Annotated in this window: 17 protein-coding genes and 1 pseudogene; 11 read left to right on the forward strand and 7 right to left on the reverse strand. The window is 76.1% G+C overall.

The window, feature by feature from the left end; translation table 11 throughout:
- The first annotated feature begins 33 nt into the window (after positions 1-33).
- Both FB380_RS04730 and FB380_RS04735 read left to right on the forward strand, forming a co-directional pair.
- Positions 34-1467 (forward strand): GuaB1 family IMP dehydrogenase-related protein, encoded by a 1434-nt coding sequence (locus FB380_RS04730; RefSeq protein WP_166754069.1) that lies wholly within the window; start codon positions 34-36, stop codon positions 1465-1467.
- A 10-nt stretch (positions 1468-1477) separates the two neighbouring features.
- Positions 1478-1825, forward strand: coding sequence for a metallopeptidase family protein (locus FB380_RS04735; RefSeq protein WP_166754070.1), 348 nt, complete (start codon positions 1478-1480; stop codon positions 1823-1825).
- Here FB380_RS04735 and FB380_RS25290 read toward each other — a convergent pair.
- Positions 1822-2160, reverse strand: a complete 339-nt coding sequence (locus FB380_RS25290; RefSeq protein ID WP_279590851.1) for an FAD-dependent monooxygenase — start codon at positions 2158-2160, stop codon at positions 1822-1824. The genes FB380_RS04735 and FB380_RS25290 overlap by 4 nt on opposite strands.
- 445 nt (positions 2161-2605) lie before the next feature.
- Positions 2606-3046, reverse strand: a pseudogene (locus FB380_RS25295) (FAD-dependent oxidoreductase); the annotation flags it as partial.
- Between the two features lie 182 nt (positions 3047-3228).
- Here FB380_RS25295 and FB380_RS04745 point away from each other — a divergent pair.
- A complete protein-coding gene (locus FB380_RS04745; RefSeq protein ID WP_166754071.1) occupies positions 3229-3996 on the forward strand; it encodes a dienelactone hydrolase family protein in 768 nt (255 codons plus the stop codon).
- Between the two features lie 67 nt (positions 3997-4063).
- Complete coding sequence (locus tag FB380_RS04750) at positions 4064-4399, forward strand: GroES family chaperonin (RefSeq protein ID WP_229681980.1); 336 nt, start codon at positions 4064-4066, stop codon at positions 4397-4399.
- 11 nt (positions 4400-4410) lie between these two features.
- On the opposite strand, the gene FB380_RS04755 is transcribed toward FB380_RS04750, so the two are convergent.
- From FB380_RS04755 to pheA, 4 genes are all read right to left on the reverse strand, one after another.
- A complete protein-coding gene (locus FB380_RS04755) occupies positions 4411-4881 on the reverse strand; it encodes a MerR family transcriptional regulator (RefSeq protein ID WP_166754073.1) in 471 nt (156 codons plus the stop codon).
- A 10-nt stretch (positions 4882-4891) separates the two neighbouring features.
- Positions 4892-5719: an SDR family NAD(P)-dependent oxidoreductase gene (locus tag FB380_RS04760; protein WP_166754074.1), complete on the reverse strand. Its 828-nt coding sequence runs from the start codon at positions 5717-5719 to the stop codon at positions 4892-4894.
- Positions 5716-6744, reverse strand: a complete 1029-nt coding sequence (locus FB380_RS04765) for an NAD(P)-dependent alcohol dehydrogenase (protein WP_166754075.1) — start codon at positions 6742-6744, stop codon at positions 5716-5718. The genes FB380_RS04760 and FB380_RS04765 overlap by 4 nt, the downstream gene beginning before the upstream one ends.
- Positions 6745-6888: 144 nt before the next feature.
- Entirely contained in the window at positions 6889-7842 is a 954-nt protein-coding gene (pheA, locus tag FB380_RS04770) for a prephenate dehydratase (protein WP_166754076.1), read from the reverse strand.
- 125 nt (positions 7843-7967) lie between these two features.
- Here pheA and FB380_RS04775 point away from each other — a divergent pair, with 125 nt between their 5' ends.
- From FB380_RS04775 to FB380_RS04795, 5 genes are all read left to right on the forward strand, one after another.
- Positions 7968-9737: a GGDEF domain-containing protein gene (locus FB380_RS04775; RefSeq protein WP_229681981.1), complete on the forward strand. Its 1770-nt coding sequence runs from the start codon at positions 7968-7970 to the stop codon at positions 9735-9737.
- A gap of 101 nt (positions 9738-9838) precedes the next feature.
- Positions 9839-12619 carry a diguanylate cyclase domain-containing protein gene (locus tag FB380_RS04780; protein ID WP_268237730.1) on the forward strand — a complete coding sequence of 927 codons (2781 nt, stop codon included), beginning with the start codon at positions 9839-9841 and terminating at the stop codon, positions 12617-12619.
- Positions 12620-12742: 123 nt separating this feature from the next.
- Positions 12743-13990 carry a nickel pincer cofactor biosynthesis protein LarC gene (larC, locus tag FB380_RS04785; protein ID WP_166754078.1) on the forward strand — a complete coding sequence of 416 codons (1248 nt, stop codon included), beginning with the start codon at positions 12743-12745 and terminating at the stop codon, positions 13988-13990.
- Positions 13991-14159: 169 nt separating this feature from the next.
- A complete protein-coding gene (locus FB380_RS04790; RefSeq protein ID WP_166754079.1) occupies positions 14160-14759 on the forward strand; it encodes a TMEM165/GDT1 family protein in 600 nt (199 codons plus the stop codon).
- A gap of 110 nt (positions 14760-14869) precedes the next feature.
- A complete protein-coding gene (locus FB380_RS04795; RefSeq protein WP_166754080.1) occupies positions 14870-15457 on the forward strand; it encodes a GGDEF domain-containing protein in 588 nt (195 codons plus the stop codon).
- 13 nt (positions 15458-15470) lie between these two features.
- Here the strand turns inward: FB380_RS04795 and FB380_RS04800 are convergent, their stop codons facing one another.
- The gene (locus tag FB380_RS04800; RefSeq protein ID WP_166754081.1) at positions 15471-16370 is read right to left on the reverse strand and encodes a haloalkane dehalogenase; all 900 of its coding nucleotides are present in this window, start codon (positions 16368-16370) and stop codon (positions 15471-15473) included.
- Positions 16371-16500: 130 nt separating this feature from the next.
- Between FB380_RS04800 and FB380_RS04805 the strand changes: the two genes are divergently transcribed.
- Together FB380_RS04805 and FB380_RS04810 are read left to right on the forward strand one after the other, a co-directional pair.
- The gene (locus tag FB380_RS04805; protein ID WP_166754082.1) at positions 16501-17259 is read left to right on the forward strand and encodes a MerR family transcriptional regulator; all 759 of its coding nucleotides are present in this window, start codon (positions 16501-16503) and stop codon (positions 17257-17259) included.
- 128 nt (positions 17260-17387) lie between these two features.
- A complete protein-coding gene (locus FB380_RS04810; RefSeq protein WP_166754083.1) occupies positions 17388-18479 on the forward strand; it encodes an FUSC family protein in 1092 nt (363 codons plus the stop codon).
- Positions 18480-18489 lie beyond the last annotated feature (10 nt).

Genomic DNA, 18489 nt, shown 5'->3' on the forward strand with positions numbered 1-18489 from the left:
GCCCGGTCGCCCGGGCTGCGGGACACTGGGGTCATGCGGTTCCTCGGTGACACCCGCCCGGCCCACGACCTGACCTACGCCGACGTCTTCATGGTGCCGGCGCACTCCACGGTCGGCTCCCGGCTGGAGGTGGACCTGACCACCCCGGACCGGGTCGGGACGACGATCCCGATCGTCGTCGCCAACATGACGGCGATCTCCGGACGGCGGATGGCCGAGACGGTGGCCCGGCGCGGTGGTCTCGCCGTCCTGCCGCAGGACATCCCGGTCGACGTCGTCGGCGAGGTGGTCTCCTGGGTCAAGCACCGGCACCCGGTCTACGACACCCCGATCATCCTCTCCCCCACCTCCACCGTGGGCGAGGCGCTGGTGCTGCTCACCAAGCGGGCGCACGGCATCGTCGTGGTGGTCGAGGCCGGCGCCCCGGTCGGCGTGGTCACCGACGGCCAGTGCAAGGGCGTCGACCGCTTCACCCAGCTGGCCGAGGTGATGACCCGCGACCCGCTGACCATCCCCGCCGGCACCGACCTGCCCAAGGTCTTCGACGTCCTCTCCGGTGAGCGGGTGAGCGCCGCCCCCGTGGTCGAGGGCGACCGGCTGGTCGGCGTCGTCACCCGCAAGGGCGCGCTGCGCTCCGCGATCTACACCCCGGCCACCGGGGCCGACGGCCGGCTGCTGACCTCCGCGGCGGTCGGCATCAACGGCGACGTCGCCGGCAAGGCGAGCGCCCTGCTCGCCGCCGGGGTCGACGTGCTCGTCGTCGACACCGCCCACGGGCACCAGGAGAAGGCCCTCGAGGCGGTGGCCGCGGTGCGCGCCGTGGCCGGCAGCACGCCGGTCGTCGCCGGCAACGTGGTCACCGCGCAGGGCACCCGCGACCTGGTCGAGGCCGGGGCCGACGTCGTCAAGGTCGGCGTCGGCCCGGGCGCCATGTGCACCACCCGGATGATGACCGGCGTCGGCCGCCCGCAGTTCTCCGCGGTCGAGGAGTGCGCCGCGGCCGCCCGCGAGCTGGGCCGGCACGTCTGGGCCGACGGCGGCGTGCGACACCCGCGCGACGTCGCCCTGGCGCTGGCCGCCGGCGCGGCGAACGTGATGGTCGGCTCCTGGTTCGCCGGCACCTACGAGAGCGCCGGCGACCTCTACGAGGACGGCACCGGCCGCCGGTACAAGGAGAGCTTCGGGATGGCCTCGGCCCGCGCCGTCAAGGCCCGGACGTCGACGCAGAGCGGCTTCGACCGGGCCCGCGCCGGGCTGTTCGAGGAGGGCATCAGCTCCTCGCGGATGTACCTGGACCCGGCCCGGCCCGGCGTCGAGGACCTGATCGACCAGGTCGTGGCCGGCGTCCGCTCGTCGTGCACCTACGCCGGGGCGCGCACCGTCGACGAGCTGCACGAGCGGGCGGTGCTGGGCGTGCAGAGCGCGGCGGGCTACGAGGAGGGCCGCCCGATGCCCACCAGCTGGTGACCCGGCCCTGATGGACGCGATCCCGCTGCGCCGCTTCGAGGAGCTCGTCGCCGACGCCCTGGACGAGGTGCCCGCGGAGCTGATGGCGCTGCTGGACAACGTCGTGGTGCTGGTCGAGGACCGGAACCCCGACGAGCCGGACCTGCTGGGCCTCTACGAGGGCTACGCGCTGACCGAGCGCGGCTGGGACCACTCCGGCGCGCTGCCGGACCGGATCATGGTCTACCGCGAGGCGATCTGCGACATCTGTTCCGACGAGGACCAGGTGGCCGAGGAGGTCACGATCACCGTCGTCCACGAGATCGCCCACCACTTCGGCATCGACGAGGAGAAGCTGCACGCCCTCGGCTGGGGCTAGGAAGGGACCGGCGCGGGCACGACGGGGGCGTCCCAGTCGACCTGGTGGGCGCGCACCCAGGCCTGCGGGTCGCGACGGCGCAGCACCACCGGCATGACCAGGTCGCGGACGAGGCGGCCCACCGGCGGCGGCGACTTGGCGCTGCTGGTGCGGAACGCCGCGGCGACGACCCGCTCGACCCGTGCCCGCCGGAGGTCCTCGAAGACCCGGAAGGCCTCGGGGACCGGCAGGTCGCGCAGGCAGCGGGCGAGGACGACGGCGTCCTCGACGGCGAGCGAGGACCCCTGGCCCGCGGCCGGCGAGGTGGCGTGCGCGGCGTCCCCGATGAGCACCATCCGTCCGCTGTGCCACCGGCCCACGGTCGGGAGGTCGTAGGTCGTCCAGCCGCGCAGCGGCCCGGGCGTCGCCTCGGCCGCGCAGCGGCCCGGGCGTCGCCTCGACGAGCGCGACGATCGGCGACCGGTCGCCCCGGTGCAGGTCGTAGAGCCGGGCCCGCCACTGCAGGTCCGACGTCCCGGCCACCTCCTCGGCCGACGGCTCCACCGTCAGCGGCGGGTTGGCGAACCACCAGGTGCCCCCGGTGGGCGCAGGGAGCCAGCCGGCGAACCCGCGCCGGCCGAACACCATCGTCAGCCGGCCCACCTCGGCACCGGGCGGCGTGTGCTCCGAGTAGCCGGCGGTGTTGAGCACGGGGACGTACCGGGGCGGCGGGCAGCCGGGGTCCACCAGGGTCCGCACCGTCGACCGGACGCCGTCCGCACCGACGAGGAGGTCTGCCGACTCGGTGGCGCCGTCGGCGAACACCGCCGTCACCGCGCCGCCGGTGCTGTGCGCGTCGGTCAGGCAGGAGCCGTAGCGGATGTCGATGCCGCGGCGGAGCGCCTCGGCGTGCAGGGCGCGGTACAGGTCCGAGCGCCGCATCGACAGGCCGGGCGCCCACCCGGACGACGGATGGCCGGTCGGCAGGGAACCCAGGAGCTTGCCGGTCCAGCTGCGGAACTCGATCACGGGGGACGGGAACCCCGCGGCGCGGACGACGTCCTCGGCGTCGATGGCGCGCAGTCCGTCGAGGCCGTTGACCTGCACGCCGAGCCACGCGCCGACGTCCCCTGCGGGCGCCGGGTGGGCCTCGTGGACGGTCGCCTCGATGCCCACCCGCTGCAGCGCCATGGCGGCCACCGGGCCGGCGACCCCGCCGCCGATGACGATCGCTCGCGTCATGCCGGGCACCTCCGCATCGGCGCGCCCGTCGCCGGCGGCGGGTCCTGGGCAGGCATCCCCTCACACCTCGCGGCGGGTGTCCACCCCATCTCCGCGTGGCGCCCACGAGCAGGTGCGCCGCGCCCGGCTCGTCTGCCAGCATCGCCACGAGCGACCGGGACCCGGGAGCGTGGAGGGCACCCATGACCGATCTGCAGCGGGCCGTGCTGAGCGACGTCCCGATCCCCACGGGGCCGGGCGGGACGCCCGGACTGCGCGGCGTGCTCGGCGTCCCGGAGGGGTCGGGCCCGTGGCCGGGCGTCGTGCTGCTGCACGAGACCTTCGGGGTGGACGGCGTCATGCGCCGGCAGGCGCAGCGGATGGCCGCCGCCGGGTACCTGGCGCTGATGCCCGACCTGTTCACCGACGGCGGCGCCCGGCGCCGCCTGGTGCCGACCTTCCGCGCCGTCGCGGCCGGGGAGGGCCGCCCGTTCGTCGACGCCGAGGCCGCCCGTGGTCTCCTCGCGGCGCGGGTGGACTGCACCGGCCGGGTCGGGGTCCTGGGGTTCAGCGTGGGCGGCGGGCTGGCCCTGCACCTGGCGTCCCGCGGCTTCGACGCCGCGGCGGTCACCTACGCCCGCCTGCCCGCGGACCCGCACGGCGTCCTCCTCGGCGCCTGCCCGATCGTGGCCAGCTACGGCGGACGGGACCCGGCACTGCGCGGGACCGCGGCGGAGCTGGCGGCCGTGCTGACCCGGCTGGGCGTCCCGCACGACGTGCGCGAGTACCCCGACGCCGCGCACGGCTTCCTCAACGACGCCGAGGTGGGACCACGGGCGCTGCGGCCGGTGCTGCGGCGGGTGTTGCGCATCGCTCCCGACCCGGTCGCGGCGGCCGACGCCTGGACGCGCACCCGGTCCTGGTTCGCCGAACACCTGGGGGACGGCGGCCGGACACCACCGGGAGCATGACGCCGGCGGACGGCGTCGTCCTGGTGACCGCCGGGGAGCAGGGCCGGGACGGGTAGCGTTCGTGGGCGTGCCTGAGGACGACGCGAACCCCGGCGGGCTGCCGATCAAGATGCTGCACGACCGGTTGCTGGTCGCCCTCCGCAAGGAGGACGGCGACCGCCGGTCCAGCGGCGGCATCCTCATCCCGGCGACCGCCCAGGTCGCCAAGCGGCTGGTCTGGGGCGAGGCGAAGGGCATCGGCCCCAACGTGCGGCAGATCAAGGTCGGCGACCGGGTGCTGTTCTCCCCCGAGGACCAGCACGAGGTCGAGGTGCACGGCGAGGACCTGGTGATCCTGCGCGAGCGCGACGTGCACGCCGTCGCCGCCGAGCGGATCGAGGAGTCGACCGGCCTCTACCTGTAGCGGCCGGACCCCTACGAAGGGGGCAGCAGCCCGGTCAGCAGGCCGTCGTCGCGCAGCTGGTCCAGCACGTCCTCGGGGACGTCGTCCTCGCAGTCCAGGCCGCGGGCGATCAGGTGGTGGTACGAGCCGATCTTGGCCCGCACGACGGCCAGGTCGTCCTGCAGCTCGGTCAGCCGCTGCTCGATCGCCGCACACTGCCGCTCCAGCAGCGCCAGCCGGCCCGCGTGGTTGGCCAGCTCGCCGCCACCGGCCTCGATGAACGCCCGCACGTCGGCCACCGGCATCCCGGTCCGGCGCAGCGCCTGCACCAGCCGGATGAACCGCAGCGCCCCCGGCGGGTAGCGCCGCCGTCCGTCGGACGTGCGCTCCACGAGCGGCAGCAGCCCCTCGCGCTCGTACCAGCGCAGCGTGTCGATGCTCAGGCCGGTCTCCTCGGAGACCTGCCGGATGCCGAGGGACGTCTCCGGGGTGACCGCGGTCATGACCGCAAGGCTAGGCGGCGGCACGGCGCGCCACCCCGTCCTCGGCCGCCCGGCCGGTGATCGCTGCCATCAGCAGCACCGCGCGCCGCCGGGTCAGCAGCCGCACGGCCCGGACCGAGGCCCGGTTGGCCCGGCCGACCGCCACGCTGGGAGGCGGGTCGCGCCGGTCCAGCGCCCGGAACGCGGTGGCCACCACCTCCTGCGGCGACTGCCGGGGCCGGCCGCCGTCGGCGGCGTCGTTGCCCACGACGTCGAAGAACTCGGTGTCGGTGGCGCCCGGGGAGAGGGCGAGCACCCGCAGCCCGCTGTCCCGCGACTCGGCCCACAGCGCCTCCGTGAAGCTCAGCACGAACGCCTTGGCCGCGGCGTAGACGGCCATGTCGGGCGCGGGCAGGTAGGCGGCCATGCTCGCCACGTTCACCAGCACGCCGGTGCCGGCCCGCAGCCGGTCGACGAACGCCCGGCTCACGTCGACCAGCGCGGTGACGTCGACGGCGATCATCTCGGCCAGCCGGTCGGCGTCCTCGGCGTGGACGGGCCCGTGCGTGCCGAAGCCGGCGCAGTTCACCACGCTGGTGACCGCGATCCCCCGCCGGTCGACCTCCGCGGCCAGCGCCCGCCCGGCCGCGGGCCGGGCGAGGTCGAGCGGGACGACGTCGACCCGGACCCCGGAGGCGGCGGTCAGCTCGGCGGCCAGCGCGGTCAGCCGGTCGGCGCGCCGGGCGACGAGCACCAGGTCCGAGCCGCGGGTGGCGAGCTGCCGGGCGAACTCGGCGCCGATCCCCGCGCTGGCACCGGTGACCAGCGTGGTCTGCCCGGCCCAGTCGACCCGGCTCACGGGGCCACCGCCAGCACGAAGCGGTACCGGACGTCGTTGCGACCCAGCCGCTCGAACGCGGTGTTGACGTCCTCGAGCGGCAGCACCTCGACGTCGGCGGTGAGCCCGTGCTCGCCGCAGAAGTCCAGCATCGCCTGGGCGTCGGCGGTGCCGCCGGAGCCGGAGACGGCGAGACTGCGGCCCAGCAGGCTCATCGGCGAGACCGTGTAGCTCTCCGGCAGGCCGAGCACGCAGAGCGTCCCGTCCAGCCGGAGGGTGCCCAGGTAGGGGTCGAGGTCGTGCGCGCCGGAGGCGGTGTCGAGCACGAAGTCCAGCCGGCCGGCGACCGCGGCCATCGCCTCGGGGTCGGTGGAGACGACGACGTCGTGCGCGCCGAGGGCCCGCGCGTCGTCCGCCTTCGCCGGTGAGGTGGTGAACACGGTGACCCGGGCGCCGAGCGCGACGGCGAACCTCACCGCGAGGTGGCCCAGCCCGCCGAGGCCGACCACCCCGACCTGCTGCCCCGGCCCCACGCCGGCCCGGGTCAGCGGTGACCAGGTGGTCACCCCGGCGCACATCAGCGGCGCGACCGCGGCCGGGTCGAGCCCGGCGGGCAGCGCGTAGACGAACGCGTCCCGGACGACGTACTCGGTCGAGTACGCCCCCTGCGTCGGGGTGCCGTCGCGCAGGTCGCGGCCGCCGTAGGTGAGGGCGGGAAACTGCCGGCAGTACGGCTCGCGGTGGGCCAGGCAGTTGTCGCACTCCCCGCAGGAGTCGACGATGTTGCCCACCGCGACCGCGTCGCCGACCCGGAAGCGGCTGACCTCGGGGCCGACCGCGGTCACCTCCCCGGTGAACTCGTGTCCGGGCACCAGCGGTGGGTCGCCGACGGTGCGTGCCTCGACGGCGTGCAGGTCGCTGTGGCAGACGCCGACGTGCGTCACCCGGACCGCGACGTCGTCGGGCCGGAGGTCGCGGCGGGCGAACTCGATCGGCCGGAGGTCCTCGTGCGGCGCGTACGCCGCGTACCCGCTCACTGGTCTCATGCCCGGCGACGCTAGGAGCTGGAGTGGACTCCAGCGCAAGGCCGGGACCCGGCGTGGTGTGACGGAACGGTCCCGCTCCGGGGTGTGCATCGAGTGTCCAGAGGAGCACACTGTGTGATCATGGACAGCGCTGCAGGACGCCGGTCAGACCGCCGTCCCGGCGCGCACCCGGGCCACCCACTCCTCCGCCTCGGCGAAGGCCTGGTCGCCCACCCGCTCCTCCACCGGCTTGGGCGGCTGCTCGTCGGCCCGGGGGTAGGAGCCGAGGAAGCGCACGTCGGCGCAGATCCGGTGCAGCGCGGCCAGCGCGTCGCCCACCCGCCGGTCGGTCACGTGGCCCTCGACGTCGATCGAGAACGAGTAGACGCCGAGCCGCTCACGGGTCGGCCGGGACTCGATGCGCGCCAGGCTGATGCCGCGCACCGCGAACTCGGCCAGCAGGTCCAGCAGGGCCCCGGTGCGGTCGTGCACCACCGCGGTGATCGTGGTCTTGTCCAGCCCGGTGGGGGCCGGCAGCCCGCCGGGCGGCTCGACCAGCACGAAGCGGGTCACGGCGCCGGGGTGGTCGGCCAGGTCGGTGACGAGGGCGTCCAGGCCGTAGCGGTCGGCGGCGATCGCCGCGCAGACCGCGGCGTCGAACTCGCCCGCGGCGACGCGCCGGGCTGCGTCGGCGGTGGAGGCGGCCGGAACGACGTCGGCCCCCGGCAGGGACCCGGCGATCCGGCTGCGGCACTGGGCCAGCGCGTGCGGGTGGCTGGCCACGGTGCGCACGTCGGCGGCGGTGCTCCCCGGCCGGACGGCGAGCACGAAGGCCACCTCGAGGAAGACCTCGCGGGTGATCACCAGCGGGTCGCCGGTGACCAGCCCGTCCATCGTGGCCGGCACCGAGCCCTCGACGGAGTTCTCCAGCGGCACCAGGGCGGCGGCGCACTCCCCGTTCCGCACCGCGGCCAGCGCGGCCGCCACGCTGGGCTCCGGCCGGGTCCCGACCGTCCCCAGCGGCCCGGTGACGGTGCTGAGCGCAGCCTCGGCGAAGGTACCCTCGGGCCCCAGATAGGCGAACTCCGTCGGGGCTGTGCTGCGTGGTGCAGTGGGCATCCGGCGAGGGTAGTGCGGCCGTACCGGACACCGACTCCCGTCGGGTCCCCGGTGCGGGGGGAGCTGCCTCGTCACCGGCCGGGCCCGCGCACGTCGCGTGCCCCGACAGCTGAGTGGAGGGACGCGTGAACCCGGGGCTCCCCGCCGACGACCGGCTGCAGACCGCCCGCTGGCGGCTGCTGACCGCCAGCGCCGCCGAGGACGCCGGGGTGTTCGCCGACGAGTTCGCGCGGGTCTCGGAGGGCCTGGCCACCACCGGCGAGCCCTGCTGGGACGCGTGGTCGGCCGCCTTCACCGCCCGGGCCGCGCTCTTCGACGCCGACCTGGACGGCGCCGCGGACGCGGTGGGCGTGGCCCGTTCCGTGCTCGCGGAGTGCCTCCCGTCGGCCGAGCACGCCCTGACGCTGGCCTACCTGGCGCACCTGGAGGTCGCCGCCGACCGGTTCGACGCCGCGATGCACCTGGCCGTCGACGCCAGCCTGCTCGCCGACCAGCTGGCCGGGGAGCCGCCCAGCCGGTCCCTGCACCAGGCGCACCACTGGCTGTCCCTGGCGCTGACCCGGCTGGACCTCGAGGAGCTCGCCGTGGCCCAGTCGCTCCGCGGCGCCCGGGTCGCCGCGGCGCTGCCCGACCTGGGCGACCAATGGCTGCTGCTCCGGCTGTGCGCGCAGCAGCACGCCGAGCTGGCCCAGACGGTGCACCGGCGCGGCCAGCTCGACCGCTCGCGCCAGCTGGCCCAGACCGCGCTGGGGTTCGCCACCAGCGCCCGCGAGCTGCCCTGGGACCCGAGCGACGCCGACGCCGACCTGCTCGACGTCGTCCAGGCCTGGGCCCTGACCCTGGCCGGCCGGCTGGACGACGCCGTGCCGCCGCTGCGCCGGGTGCGCCGGCACCTGTCGGCCGGTGAGGGCGGGCTGTGGCTGGTCGGGTACACCGACCTGGTGCTGGCCAGGCTGCTGAGCCGGCTGGACGCCCTGGAGCCCGGCTCGCACGGCGAGGAGGCCGTCGACCTGCTGGTGGCCGCCTCCGGCGCCTTCGCCGCCGTCAACGACCGTCGCCGGTACCGGCAGTGCCTGCTGGAGCTGGGCCAGACCACGGCAGCGATGGGGTCGACCACCGAGGCGCTGCACTGGCTGGAGGCCTACCGGTCGGAGACCAGCCGGGCGCACCGGCGCGGGCGCGAGCTGTGGGCGGAGATGTTCGTGCGCCGCAGCCGGCTGCGCGAGGCCGAGCGGCAGACCGCCGTGCTGCGCCGGCACGCCCTCGAGGACACCCTGACCGGCCTGGGCAACCGGCGCAGCGCCGAGCGGCGGCTGACCGACCTGCGGCTGGACGGCGAGCCGGTGTCGCTGGCCGTCGTGGACGTCGACGGCTTCAAGTCCGTCAACGACCAGAACTCGCACCTGCACGGCGACGCGGTGCTGCGCCGGGTCGCCGAGCTGCTGCGCCAGCACAGCCGCACCGGCGACGAGGTCTTCCGCTGGGCCGGCGACGAGTTCGTGGTCGTGCTGCCGAACACCACCGAGGCGCAGGCGCTGGTCGCGATGGAGCGGCTGCGCAGCGCCGTGGCCTGCGCCGCGTGGGCCGACCTGGAGATGGCCGCCCCGGTGACGGTCAGCATCGGCGTCGCCACCACGGGGCCGGCCGGTGGGCCGGGGCCGAGGTCCTGGCGGGAGCTGTTCGACCGGGCCGACCTGCACCTGTTCGGCGCCAAGCGCGGCGGCCGCAACCGGGTGCGGGCCTCCGGCGGGTCCCCGCACGCGCCGGCGCCCGCCGCCCGGCCCGGCGGGCTGCCGGCCGACGCCTCGGTCGACGACCTGGTGGCCGAGGTCCTCGGCACGGCACCGCGGCGACCGGGCTGGGCGTTCGACGACGGCAGCGAGGTCGCGTCGTGAGGCTGCGCCGCGTCCGTGCCCTCGAGGGGCCCGTGGGACAGGAGGGACCGGTCGACGCGCCGGTGCGTGACACGCCGCGGACGCCGGGGCACAGTGCCCTGGTGCCACCCGGTCTCCTGCACCAGCAGGTGAGCTCAGCGCTGTCGAACTGGCAGCTGGACACGGCCGAGACGCTGCTGCGCGAGATCGACGGCGACCTGCCCCCCGCCCCGGTCGACGACCGCCCGGCGCCGCCGCTCACCTCCCTGGCCCGCGCGTGGGCCGACACGCTCCGCGCCGAGCTGCTGGTCCGGCGCCTGCGGCGGGCGGGCTACTCCCTGCTGGGCGACCCCCTGGTCGAGGGCGGCCCCGAGCAGGAGGGCCCGCTGGACCTGCACGGCCCGGTCGGCGCCCCGGGCGAGGCCGTCGACCGGGACAGCCGGTCGGAGTCGGCCACCCACGCGGCCCTGGCCATCTCCCTGGTCCGCTCGGCCCGGGCGGCCTTCGACGCCCAGGACGACGACCTGCAGCGCGCCGCCGGGCTGGCCCGGCACGCCCGGATCGAGCTGCTGTCCCGCCGGGTCGACGCGGCGATGGACGAGGCGGTCGAGGCGGCCAGCCTGCTGGACCCGGCCCTGCCCCCCAGCCCGCTGCTGGTGCACACGCTGAGCTCGCTGGCCGCCGTGCTCGCCGACCTCGAGCTGATGCCGCTGGCCCTGGACTACCAGCGCCGGGCCGCCGACGTCACCGCCGAGGCGATCGGCGCGGCCGCCACCGACGCCGAGGCGGGTTCGGTCGACGCGCTCGCCGGGGAGGCCGCGACCCGGCTGGCCGCACTGTGCGCCGAGGTCGGCGAGGGCCTGCTCGACGACGGCGGCGCCGACGCCGCGGCACCCCACTTCGCCGAGGCCCGCGACCTCGCCGTCCGGGCGCTGGGCCAGCTGCCCCCCGGCGTCCCCGGGATGCTGGACGCGCAGGTGGTGCACGGCTGGGCGCTGGTCGGCCTCGGCGAGCACGCGGCCGCCCGCTCCGTGCTGACCAGCGTGGTCAGCACGGCCGAGAGCGCCGAGGACCGGGCGCTGCTGGCCTCCGCGGAGCTGGGCCTGGGCCGCGCGCTGCGCCGCTCGGGCGATCCCCGGGCCGCCGACGACCACCTGGCCACCGCGCTGGCCTCCGCCACCGAGCACGGGCTGCCGCGGTTGCGCCGGGCCGCGCTGCGCGAGCTGTGCACGCTGCACGCCGAGCTGGACGACGCCGCCCGGGCGCTGCCCTACCTGCAGGCCTACCTCGCCGACGAGCTGGACCGGGTCGACGAGCGGCGCACCCGCTGGGTGGAGCTGTTCGGCCGGCGCAAGAGCCTGCTGGAGACCGAGCGGGCCGCCGGCCAGCTGCGCCGCCAGGCCTACGAGGACCCGCTCACCCACCTGCCCAACCGCCGCTACGCCGAGGCCCGGCTCGACGGGCTGCTGTCCGCCGGCGGGGTGCCGGCCCTGGCCGTGGTCGACGTCGACCGGTTCAAGGCGATCAACGACGCCGCCGGGCACCCGACCGGCGACGCCGTGCTGCGCGCGGTCGGCCAGCTGCTGGTCGACGGCTGCCGGGACACCGACGAGGTGTGCCGCTGGGCCGGCGACGAGTTCGTCATCCTGCTGCCGGACACCACCTCGGAGCAGGCCGAGCGGGCCATGGAGCGCATCCGCCGGTCGATCGCCGCGCACGACTGGTCGGCCCTCGGCGTCGAGGTGCCGGTGCGGATCAGCGTCGGCATCGCCCAGGCCGCTCGGGGCGATGACCGGCGCACCCTGTTCGCCGCCGCCGACGGGGTGCTCTACGACGCCAAGCGGGCCGGGCGGGACCGCGTCGTCCGGCTGTCCGGGGTGACCCAGACCCGGGCCACCGACCCGGACCGGACGACCATCGACGGCCAGGTCGCCGAGGCCCCACCAGCGACCGACCCGGCTGCGGGCGAGACCCTCGGGGACGCCCCGGCGTCGCCCTCCGCCGACCAGATGACCGCGGCCCCGCTGACCGCCGACCACGCCGAGCAGCCCGAGGACCCCACCGGCGGCTTCGCCCCCCTGCTGGTCGAGCCGGCCGCGGCGGAGCCGGTCGTCGAGGCGACCGACGAGGAGCGGGCCGCCCGGACGGGCAGCCCGCGCGACGAGCTCCCCGGTGGCCCGTCGGCCCGCGCCGGCAGCCGGCTCGAACCGGCCGAGCCGACGGCTCCGGTGCTCGACCCGTCGGCGTCCTCCGCCCCGGTGGTCGACCTGCCGGCCCTGGCGATCGGCCCGGACGTCATCTGGGGCACCGGGCGCACCACCGAGCAGGTGCTCGCCCTGGTGCGCGAGGCCCGCCGCGAGCACCCCCAGCACCCGGCGGTGGTGGTGCGGGCCAGCGCCGACACCCTGGTCGCGCTGGCCACCGAGCACGACGCGTACACGACGATGGACGCGGCGGCGATGTCCGCCGCCGTCGGCCCGGTGCCCGAGCCGGTCGGCCGGGTGGGCGTGCTGTGCGCCAGCAGCGGCGACACCCCGATCGCCGCCGAGGCCGCCTTCGTGGCACGGGTCACCGGCACCGAGGTGGTCCGGGTCGACGACGTCGGCGGCAGCCGGATCCGTCCGCTGCTGGCCGACCGGTCGCTGCTCACCGACGTCGACTGCCTGGTCGTGGTGGCCGGCCTGGACGCCGCGCTGGCCAGCGTGGTCAGCGGGCTCACCGAGGTCCCGGTGGTCGCCGTCCCGACGTCGGCCGGCCAGGGCGCCAGCTCCTTCGGCGGGTTCAGCGCGCTGCTCACCATGCTGAACTCCGCTGCGCCCGGCGTCGTGGTCAGCAACATCGACAACGGCTGGTCCGCCGGCGTCTTCGCCGCCCGCATCGCGCGGCGGACGGCGACCGCCTGAGCCGCCCGGTCCGCCCCGGGTCCACGGGCCGTGGCGCGCCCCGGGCCCGAGCGGTGCCCGCCCGCGGTGCATCCTGAGCGCCCGTCACCGCACCCGCACCGCCCCGCAGACGGTGTGCCGGGCATGCTGTCCCCCGTGATCGGGTGGCTGGACCTCTCCGCGGGGGCGAGCGGGGACATGCTGCTCGGCGCGCTCGTCGACGCCGGGGTGCCGCTGGCGGTGCTGGCCGGCGCCGTCGCCGCGCTGCCGGTCGAGCCGGTCACCCTCACCGCCGAGCCGACCACCCGGCACGGGCTGGGTGCCACCCGGGTGCACGTGCACGCCCCGGCCAGCGACGTGCACCGCACCTGGGCCGATGTGCGGACGATCCTGGCCGACGCCGCACTGCCCGCGCCGGTGCGGGAGGGCGCCCTGGCCGTCTTCGAGCGGCTGGCCGTCGCCGAGGGCCGGGTGCACCGGGTGCCGGCCGACGAGGTGCACTTCCACGAGGTCGGGGCGCTGGACGCGCTGGCCGACGTGGTGGGCGTGGTCGCCGGGTTCGCCCACCTCGGGCTGGGCCGGCTCAGCGCCTCACCCGTGTCGCTGGGCAGCGGCTCGGCCCGCGGGGCGCACGGCGTCGTCCCGGTGCCCGGCCCCGCCGTCCTGGAGCTGCTGCGCGGGGTGCCGGTGGTCGCCGGCCCGGTGCCGGCCGAGATGTGCACCCCGACCGGCGCGGCGCTGCTGGCAGCACACGTGCAGGAGTGGACGGCGCTGCCGCCGATGCGGGTGGCCCGGGTCGGGTCGGGCGCCGGCGGCCGGGACCCGGAGCAGCTGCCCAACCTGGTGCGCCTGGTGCTGGGTGAACCGGTGGACGAGCCCGCCACCGGGCTGCTGCTGGAGACCAACGTCGACGACCTGGACCCCCGGCTGTGGCCCGGGGTGCTCGCCGACCTGCTGGCCGCCGGCGCGTCGGACGCCTGGCTCACCCCGGTGCTGATGAAGAAGGGCCGGCCGGCGCACACCCTGTCGGTGCTCTGCCGGCCCGCGGTGCGCGCGGCCGTGCAGGACGTCGTCGTCGCCACGACCTCCACCATCGGGCTGCGCGTGCAGCCGGTGCAGAAGGTCGCGCTGCAGCGGGTCCAGCGCACCGTGACGGTGCTCGGCAGCCCGGTGGGCGTCAAGGTGGCCGGCGTCGACGGCCGGGTGGTGAACGTGAGCGTCGAGTTCGAGGACGTCGCCGCCCTGGCCCGCTCGCTGGGGCTGCCGGCCAAGGAGGTGCTGCGGGCGGCGACCGCCGCCGCGCACCAGGCGTACCCGGGGACGTCCGCCCGGCTCCCGGACCCGGCCGGGCTCCCGGACTCGGTTACGCTCCTGGACCGAGAAGGGGAGTAGCCCCCCGACCGCTGGTCGACATGCTGGCGCGTGCGCGCGCCCGGTCAGCGGGCCCGCGTCGCCGCGGGTGGGCGAGACCTTCCGCCCGCAGTCCACCCATCGGTGCGCTGCCGGACGGAGGCGCCCCTGCACCACGCCCCGCCGGTCGGCGCGAGCAGAGAGAGAACTCGTGGTCCTGTCCGTCGTCCTGGCCGCCTTCGTGCTGATCCTCCCCGTCGAGCTGCCCGACAAGACGTTGTTCGCCACCCTGGTGCTGGCCACCCGCTTCCCGCCGCTGCCGGTGTTCGTCGGCGTCGGCCTGGCCTTCGGCCTGCAGGTGGCCATCGCGGTGACCGCCGGGAGCCTGCTGTCGCTGTTGCCCGAGGCGGTGGTCAGCGCGGTGGTCGCGGTGCTGTTCCTGACCGGCGCGGTGCTGCTGTGGCGGGAGTCCCGCAAGGGCGGGGACGACGACGAGGCCACCGTGCAGACCCGGGAGCAGACGTCGTTCGTGCGGGCGGCGGCGATCTCCTTCGGCGTCCTGTTCGCCGCCGAGTGGGGTGACCTCTCCCAGCTGGCCACCGCCGGGCTCGCGGCCCGCTACGAGGAGCCGCTCTCGGTGTTCGTCGGGGCCTGGGCGGCACTGCTGGTGATCTCCGGGCTGGCCGCGTTCCTGGGCCGCAAGCTCGCCGACCGCCTCCCGGTGGCGCTGCTGCACCGGATCGCCGCCGGGCTCTTCCTGGTCTTCGCCGTCGTCGCCGTGGTGGAGACCGTCCGCGCGCTGACCGGCTGAGCGGCCACCCCTCGGGGGCAGTCGCCGGCCGGTGCGCTCAAGGCCCGGCGCCCTCCGGCCGACTCCCCCTCCACGGCCGGCGTGCGGCCGGACCGGAGCAGGGAGAGGCCATGCAGACGATCAAGCTCGAGGAGTCGCAGGACGTGCTGGTGCAGACGGCGGCGGTCGTCGCCGCCCAGCGCCAGTTCGCGCAGCGGCTGCGGCAGCGGACCGTGGCCGACCCGCTCACCGGCCTGCCCGTGCGCAGCCTGCTCATCGACCGGCTGGAGCTCGCGCTGGCCGCCGCGGGCCCGGCCACCGGCCGGCTCGCCGTGCTGTCCTGCAACCTCGACGGCATCACCGTCCTGGAGGACACCCGCGGCTCCGCCGTCGCCGACGCCGCCCGGGCCGAGGCGGCCGGCCGGCTGGTCGGCGCCGTGCGCCAGGGGGACGTCGTCGCCCGGATCAGCGCCCAGACCTTCATCCTCCTCTGCCCCGGCATCCAGGCGGCCGAGGACCCGCAGCGCATCGCCCTGCGGGTCGCCGCCGCCTTCGACGAGCCGCTGCGGCCGCTGCCGGGCGTGGCGCACCGGGTGCGGCTCAGCGTCGGGGTAGCGCTCTCCGGCCGCGCCTCGACACCGGAGTCGCTCGTGGCGTCGGCCAACGAGGCGATGACCTCCATCCGGCACGAGCGCCAGGGCAGCGGCCGGCACGGCTGACCCGCCGTCCGGCTCAGCGCAGCGTCGGGATCCACTTCGCCAGCGCGCGGCCGATCTCGTCGGGTGAGTCCTCGGGCACGAAGTGCCCGCCCGGCACCGTGACCTCCGTCAGCGCCGGCCAGCGCCGCACCCTCGTGCGCTGCCGGCCGACCAGGATCGACCCCGGCTCGACGTTGACGAACAGCTTGGGCACCTCGCTGTGCGCCAGCCACTGGCCGTACCGGTCGACGACGTCGTGCACGCCCGGCGGCACGTGCTCGATCGGGAGCTGCCGCGGCCACTCCAGCGTCGGCCAGCGGTCGGCGCGCTCCCGGAACGGCGCCCGGTACCGGTCGTGCGCCTCGACCGACAGCCCGCGCCGCACCTCGGCGGGGAGGATCTTCTCCACGAACACGTTCTGGTCGAGCACCCTGCGCTCGCCGTCGGCCCCGCGCATCGCCTGGAACACCGGCTTGGCCGCCCGTGGCCAGTCGGCCCAGATCATCGGGGTGACGATCGCCTCCATGAAGGCGATGCCGCGCACCGCCTCGGGGTGCTGCGCGGCCCAGTCGAAGCCGAGCCCCGAGCCCCAGTCGTGCAGCACCAGGGTGACCCGCTCGGTGACCCCGACGGCGTCCAGGAACCCGGCCAGGAACTGCGCGTGCCGGTCGAAGGAGTAGCTGCCCGGCCCGGGGTCGGCCAGCTTGCTCGACTGCCCCATCCCGACGAGGTCGGGGGCGATGCAGCGGCCGAGGTGCCGCACGTGCGGGATGACGTTGCGCCACAGGTAGGACGACGTCGGGTTGCCGTGCAGGAAGACGATCGGGTCGCCCTCCCCCACGTCGACGTAGGCCATCTCCTGGTCGGCGACCTGCACCCGGGAACGCGGGAACGGGTCGTCGGCGGGCACGGGCGTGCGGACGTCGTCGGCCATGCCCTGGACCTCCCCCGTCTCCCGCCACCCGAACCACCCCCGACAGAAATGGCCATTTCTGTCGGCTGCTTGACCCTGACGTCGGGTCAGGCTGTTGCGTGGTCTCCGTCAATGAGAGAGAGGAGGGGCGATGAGCTGGACGGTGGGTGAGCTGGCCCGGCTGGCCGGCGTCACGGTGCGCACGCTGCACCACTACGACCGGATCGGCCTGGTGCGGCCCAGCGAGCGCACGTCGGCGGGCTACCGCAGCTACGACGCGCACGACCTGGACCGGTTGCAGCAGGTGCTGGTCTACCGCGAGCTCGGGTTCCCCCTCGACGAGGTCGCGACCCTGCTGGACGACCCGGAGGCCGACCCGGCGGCGCACCTGCGCCGGCAGCACGCGCTGCTGCGGGAACGGCTCGAGCGGACCCAGGCGATGGTCGCGGCCGTGGAGAAGGAGATGGAGGCACGGCAGATGGGGATCTCCCTGACCCCGGAGGAACGGTTCGAGGTGTTCGGCGACTGGCTCCCGGAGGAGTACGCCGCCGAGGCCGAGGAGCGGTGGGGCGACTCGGACGCCTGGGCGCAGTCGCAGCGCCGGACGGCGGCGATGACCAAGGAGGACTGGCTCCGGGTCAAGGCCGAGAGCGACGACGTCGAGCGCCGGTTCGCCGAGGCGCTCACGGCCGGCGTGCCCGCCGACTCCCCGCAGGCGATGGACGTGGCCGAGGAGCACCGGCAGCAGATCAGCCGGGACTTCTACGACTGCTCGCCGGAGGTGCACGCCGGCCTCGGCCGGATGTACGTCGAGGACGAGCGGTTCACCGCGTACTACGAGCGGATCGCCCCGGGCCTGGCGCAGTACGTGAGCACCGCCGTCCAGGCCAACGCCGCCCGCCAGGGCTGAGCCGGCCCGCCTGGGGTGGGGCCGCGTCACGGCGCGGCTCCACCCCAGTCGACGCGGGTCGACCCGCGCGAGCGACGTCACCCTCCCCCCGCTCCCGCCGGCCGGGCAGCGGGCCGCATCCTGGTCGGGTGGGTTGGGTGATCGGGCGACTGCAGCAGCCCTGGGTGCAGCGGATGGTGCGGGCGGCGCTGGCGGCCGGGCTGTCCTGGCAGGTGGCGCTGCTGCTGCCGCCGACGCTGTCGGAGTACGCCTACTACGCGCCGCTGGGTGCGGTCATCGCGGTCAGCCCGACGATCGCCGACTCCGCCTCGGCCGCGTGGCGCAGTCTCGCGGCCATCCTGGTCGGCTTCGCCCTGGCCGTCGTCGTCTACGAGGTCACCCGTGCGGTGCCGAACGCGCTGACCATCGCGCTGATCGTCGCCCTGGCGATCGTGGTCGAGCAGTGGCGGTCGCTGTTCCGCGAGCAGGCCAGCTGGGTCAGCTTCGCCGCCGTCCTGATGCTGACGGTCGGGACGTCGGACCCGGCCGAGTACGCCGTCCGGTACGCCGGGCTCACCCTGCTGGGGGCCGTGATCGGCGTGCTGGTGACGACGGCGCTGTTCCCGCCGCTGCAGCTGACCACCGCGGTCACCCAGATCGCCCGGACCCGGGAGACGCTCGCCGCCCACCTGGAGACGATCGCCGCGGCGCTGCGCAACGGGCAGCTCCCGGCACCGCACGAGTGGGAGGAGCAGGGCGCGGCGCTGGACGCCGCCCTGGACCAGATGCGCCGGGCGGAGACGCAGGTCGAGCGGGCCCGGCGGGCGAACCCGCGGGCGAACCGGTGGCAGGGCACGGCGGGCAGCATCCGGGCGCAGTCCCGTGCCCTCGACCGCGTCGCCGTCCTGGTCGACGACCTCACCACGCTCGTGGTGGAGTTCCAGCCGCACCGGCGCGGGCTGGACCGGGTGGACGACGGCACCGGCTGGGTGCTCGCCGACGCGCTGGACGGCCTGGCCGGCGTGGTCCGGCTGCCCTTCCACGAGGCCGAGGACTCCCCCGACGACCGGGACGCCGCGATCGCCGCCGCGATGGCGGCGTCGAACCGGCTGACCGCGCTGCTGCGCAGCTCCGAGATCGCCGACGACGAGGGCTTCTTCGCCCTGGGCGCGGTCACCGTCGGGATGCACCGGTCACTGCAGACGCTGGAGGCGCACGTCCGCTTCCCCACGCCGGCCTGACGCCCTGAGA

Source organism: Modestobacter marinus (genome assembly GCF_011758655.1).
Lineage (GTDB): Bacteria > Actinomycetota > Actinomycetes > Mycobacteriales > Geodermatophilaceae > Modestobacter > Modestobacter marinus.

Excerpts from the sequence above, each read along its gene's own strand:
- FB380_RS04730 (WP_166754069.1), top strand. The coding sequence starts at position 34 with ATGCGGTTCCTCGGTGACACCCGCCCGGCCCACGACCTGACCTACGCC.
- FB380_RS04735 (WP_166754070.1), top strand. The coding sequence starts at position 1,478 with ATGGACGCGATCCCGCTGCGCCGCTTCGAGGAGCTCGTCGCCGACGCC.
- FB380_RS25290 (WP_279590851.1), bottom strand. The coding sequence starts at position 2,160 with ATGGTGCTCATCGGGGACGCCGCGCACGCCACCTCGCCGGCCGCGGGC.
- FB380_RS04745 (WP_166754071.1), top strand. The coding sequence starts at position 3,229 with ATGACCGATCTGCAGCGGGCCGTGCTGAGCGACGTCCCGATCCCCACG.
- FB380_RS04755 (WP_166754073.1), bottom strand. The coding sequence starts at position 4,881 with ATGACCGCGGTCACCCCGGAGACGTCCCTCGGCATCCGGCAGGTCTCC.
- FB380_RS04765 (WP_166754075.1), bottom strand. The coding sequence starts at position 6,744 with ATGAGACCAGTGAGCGGGTACGCGGCGTACGCGCCGCACGAGGACCTC.
- pheA (WP_166754076.1), bottom strand. The coding sequence starts at position 7,842 with ATGCCCACTGCACCACGCAGCACAGCCCCGACGGAGTTCGCCTATCTG.
- larC (WP_166754078.1), top strand. The coding sequence starts at position 12,743 with ATGCTGTCCCCCGTGATCGGGTGGCTGGACCTCTCCGCGGGGGCGAGC.
- FB380_RS04795 (WP_166754080.1), top strand. The coding sequence starts at position 14,870 with ATGCAGACGATCAAGCTCGAGGAGTCGCAGGACGTGCTGGTGCAGACG.
- FB380_RS04800 (WP_166754081.1), bottom strand. The coding sequence starts at position 16,370 with ATGGCCGACGACGTCCGCACGCCCGTGCCCGCCGACGACCCGTTCCCG.
- FB380_RS04805 (WP_166754082.1), top strand. The coding sequence starts at position 16,501 with ATGAGCTGGACGGTGGGTGAGCTGGCCCGGCTGGCCGGCGTCACGGTG.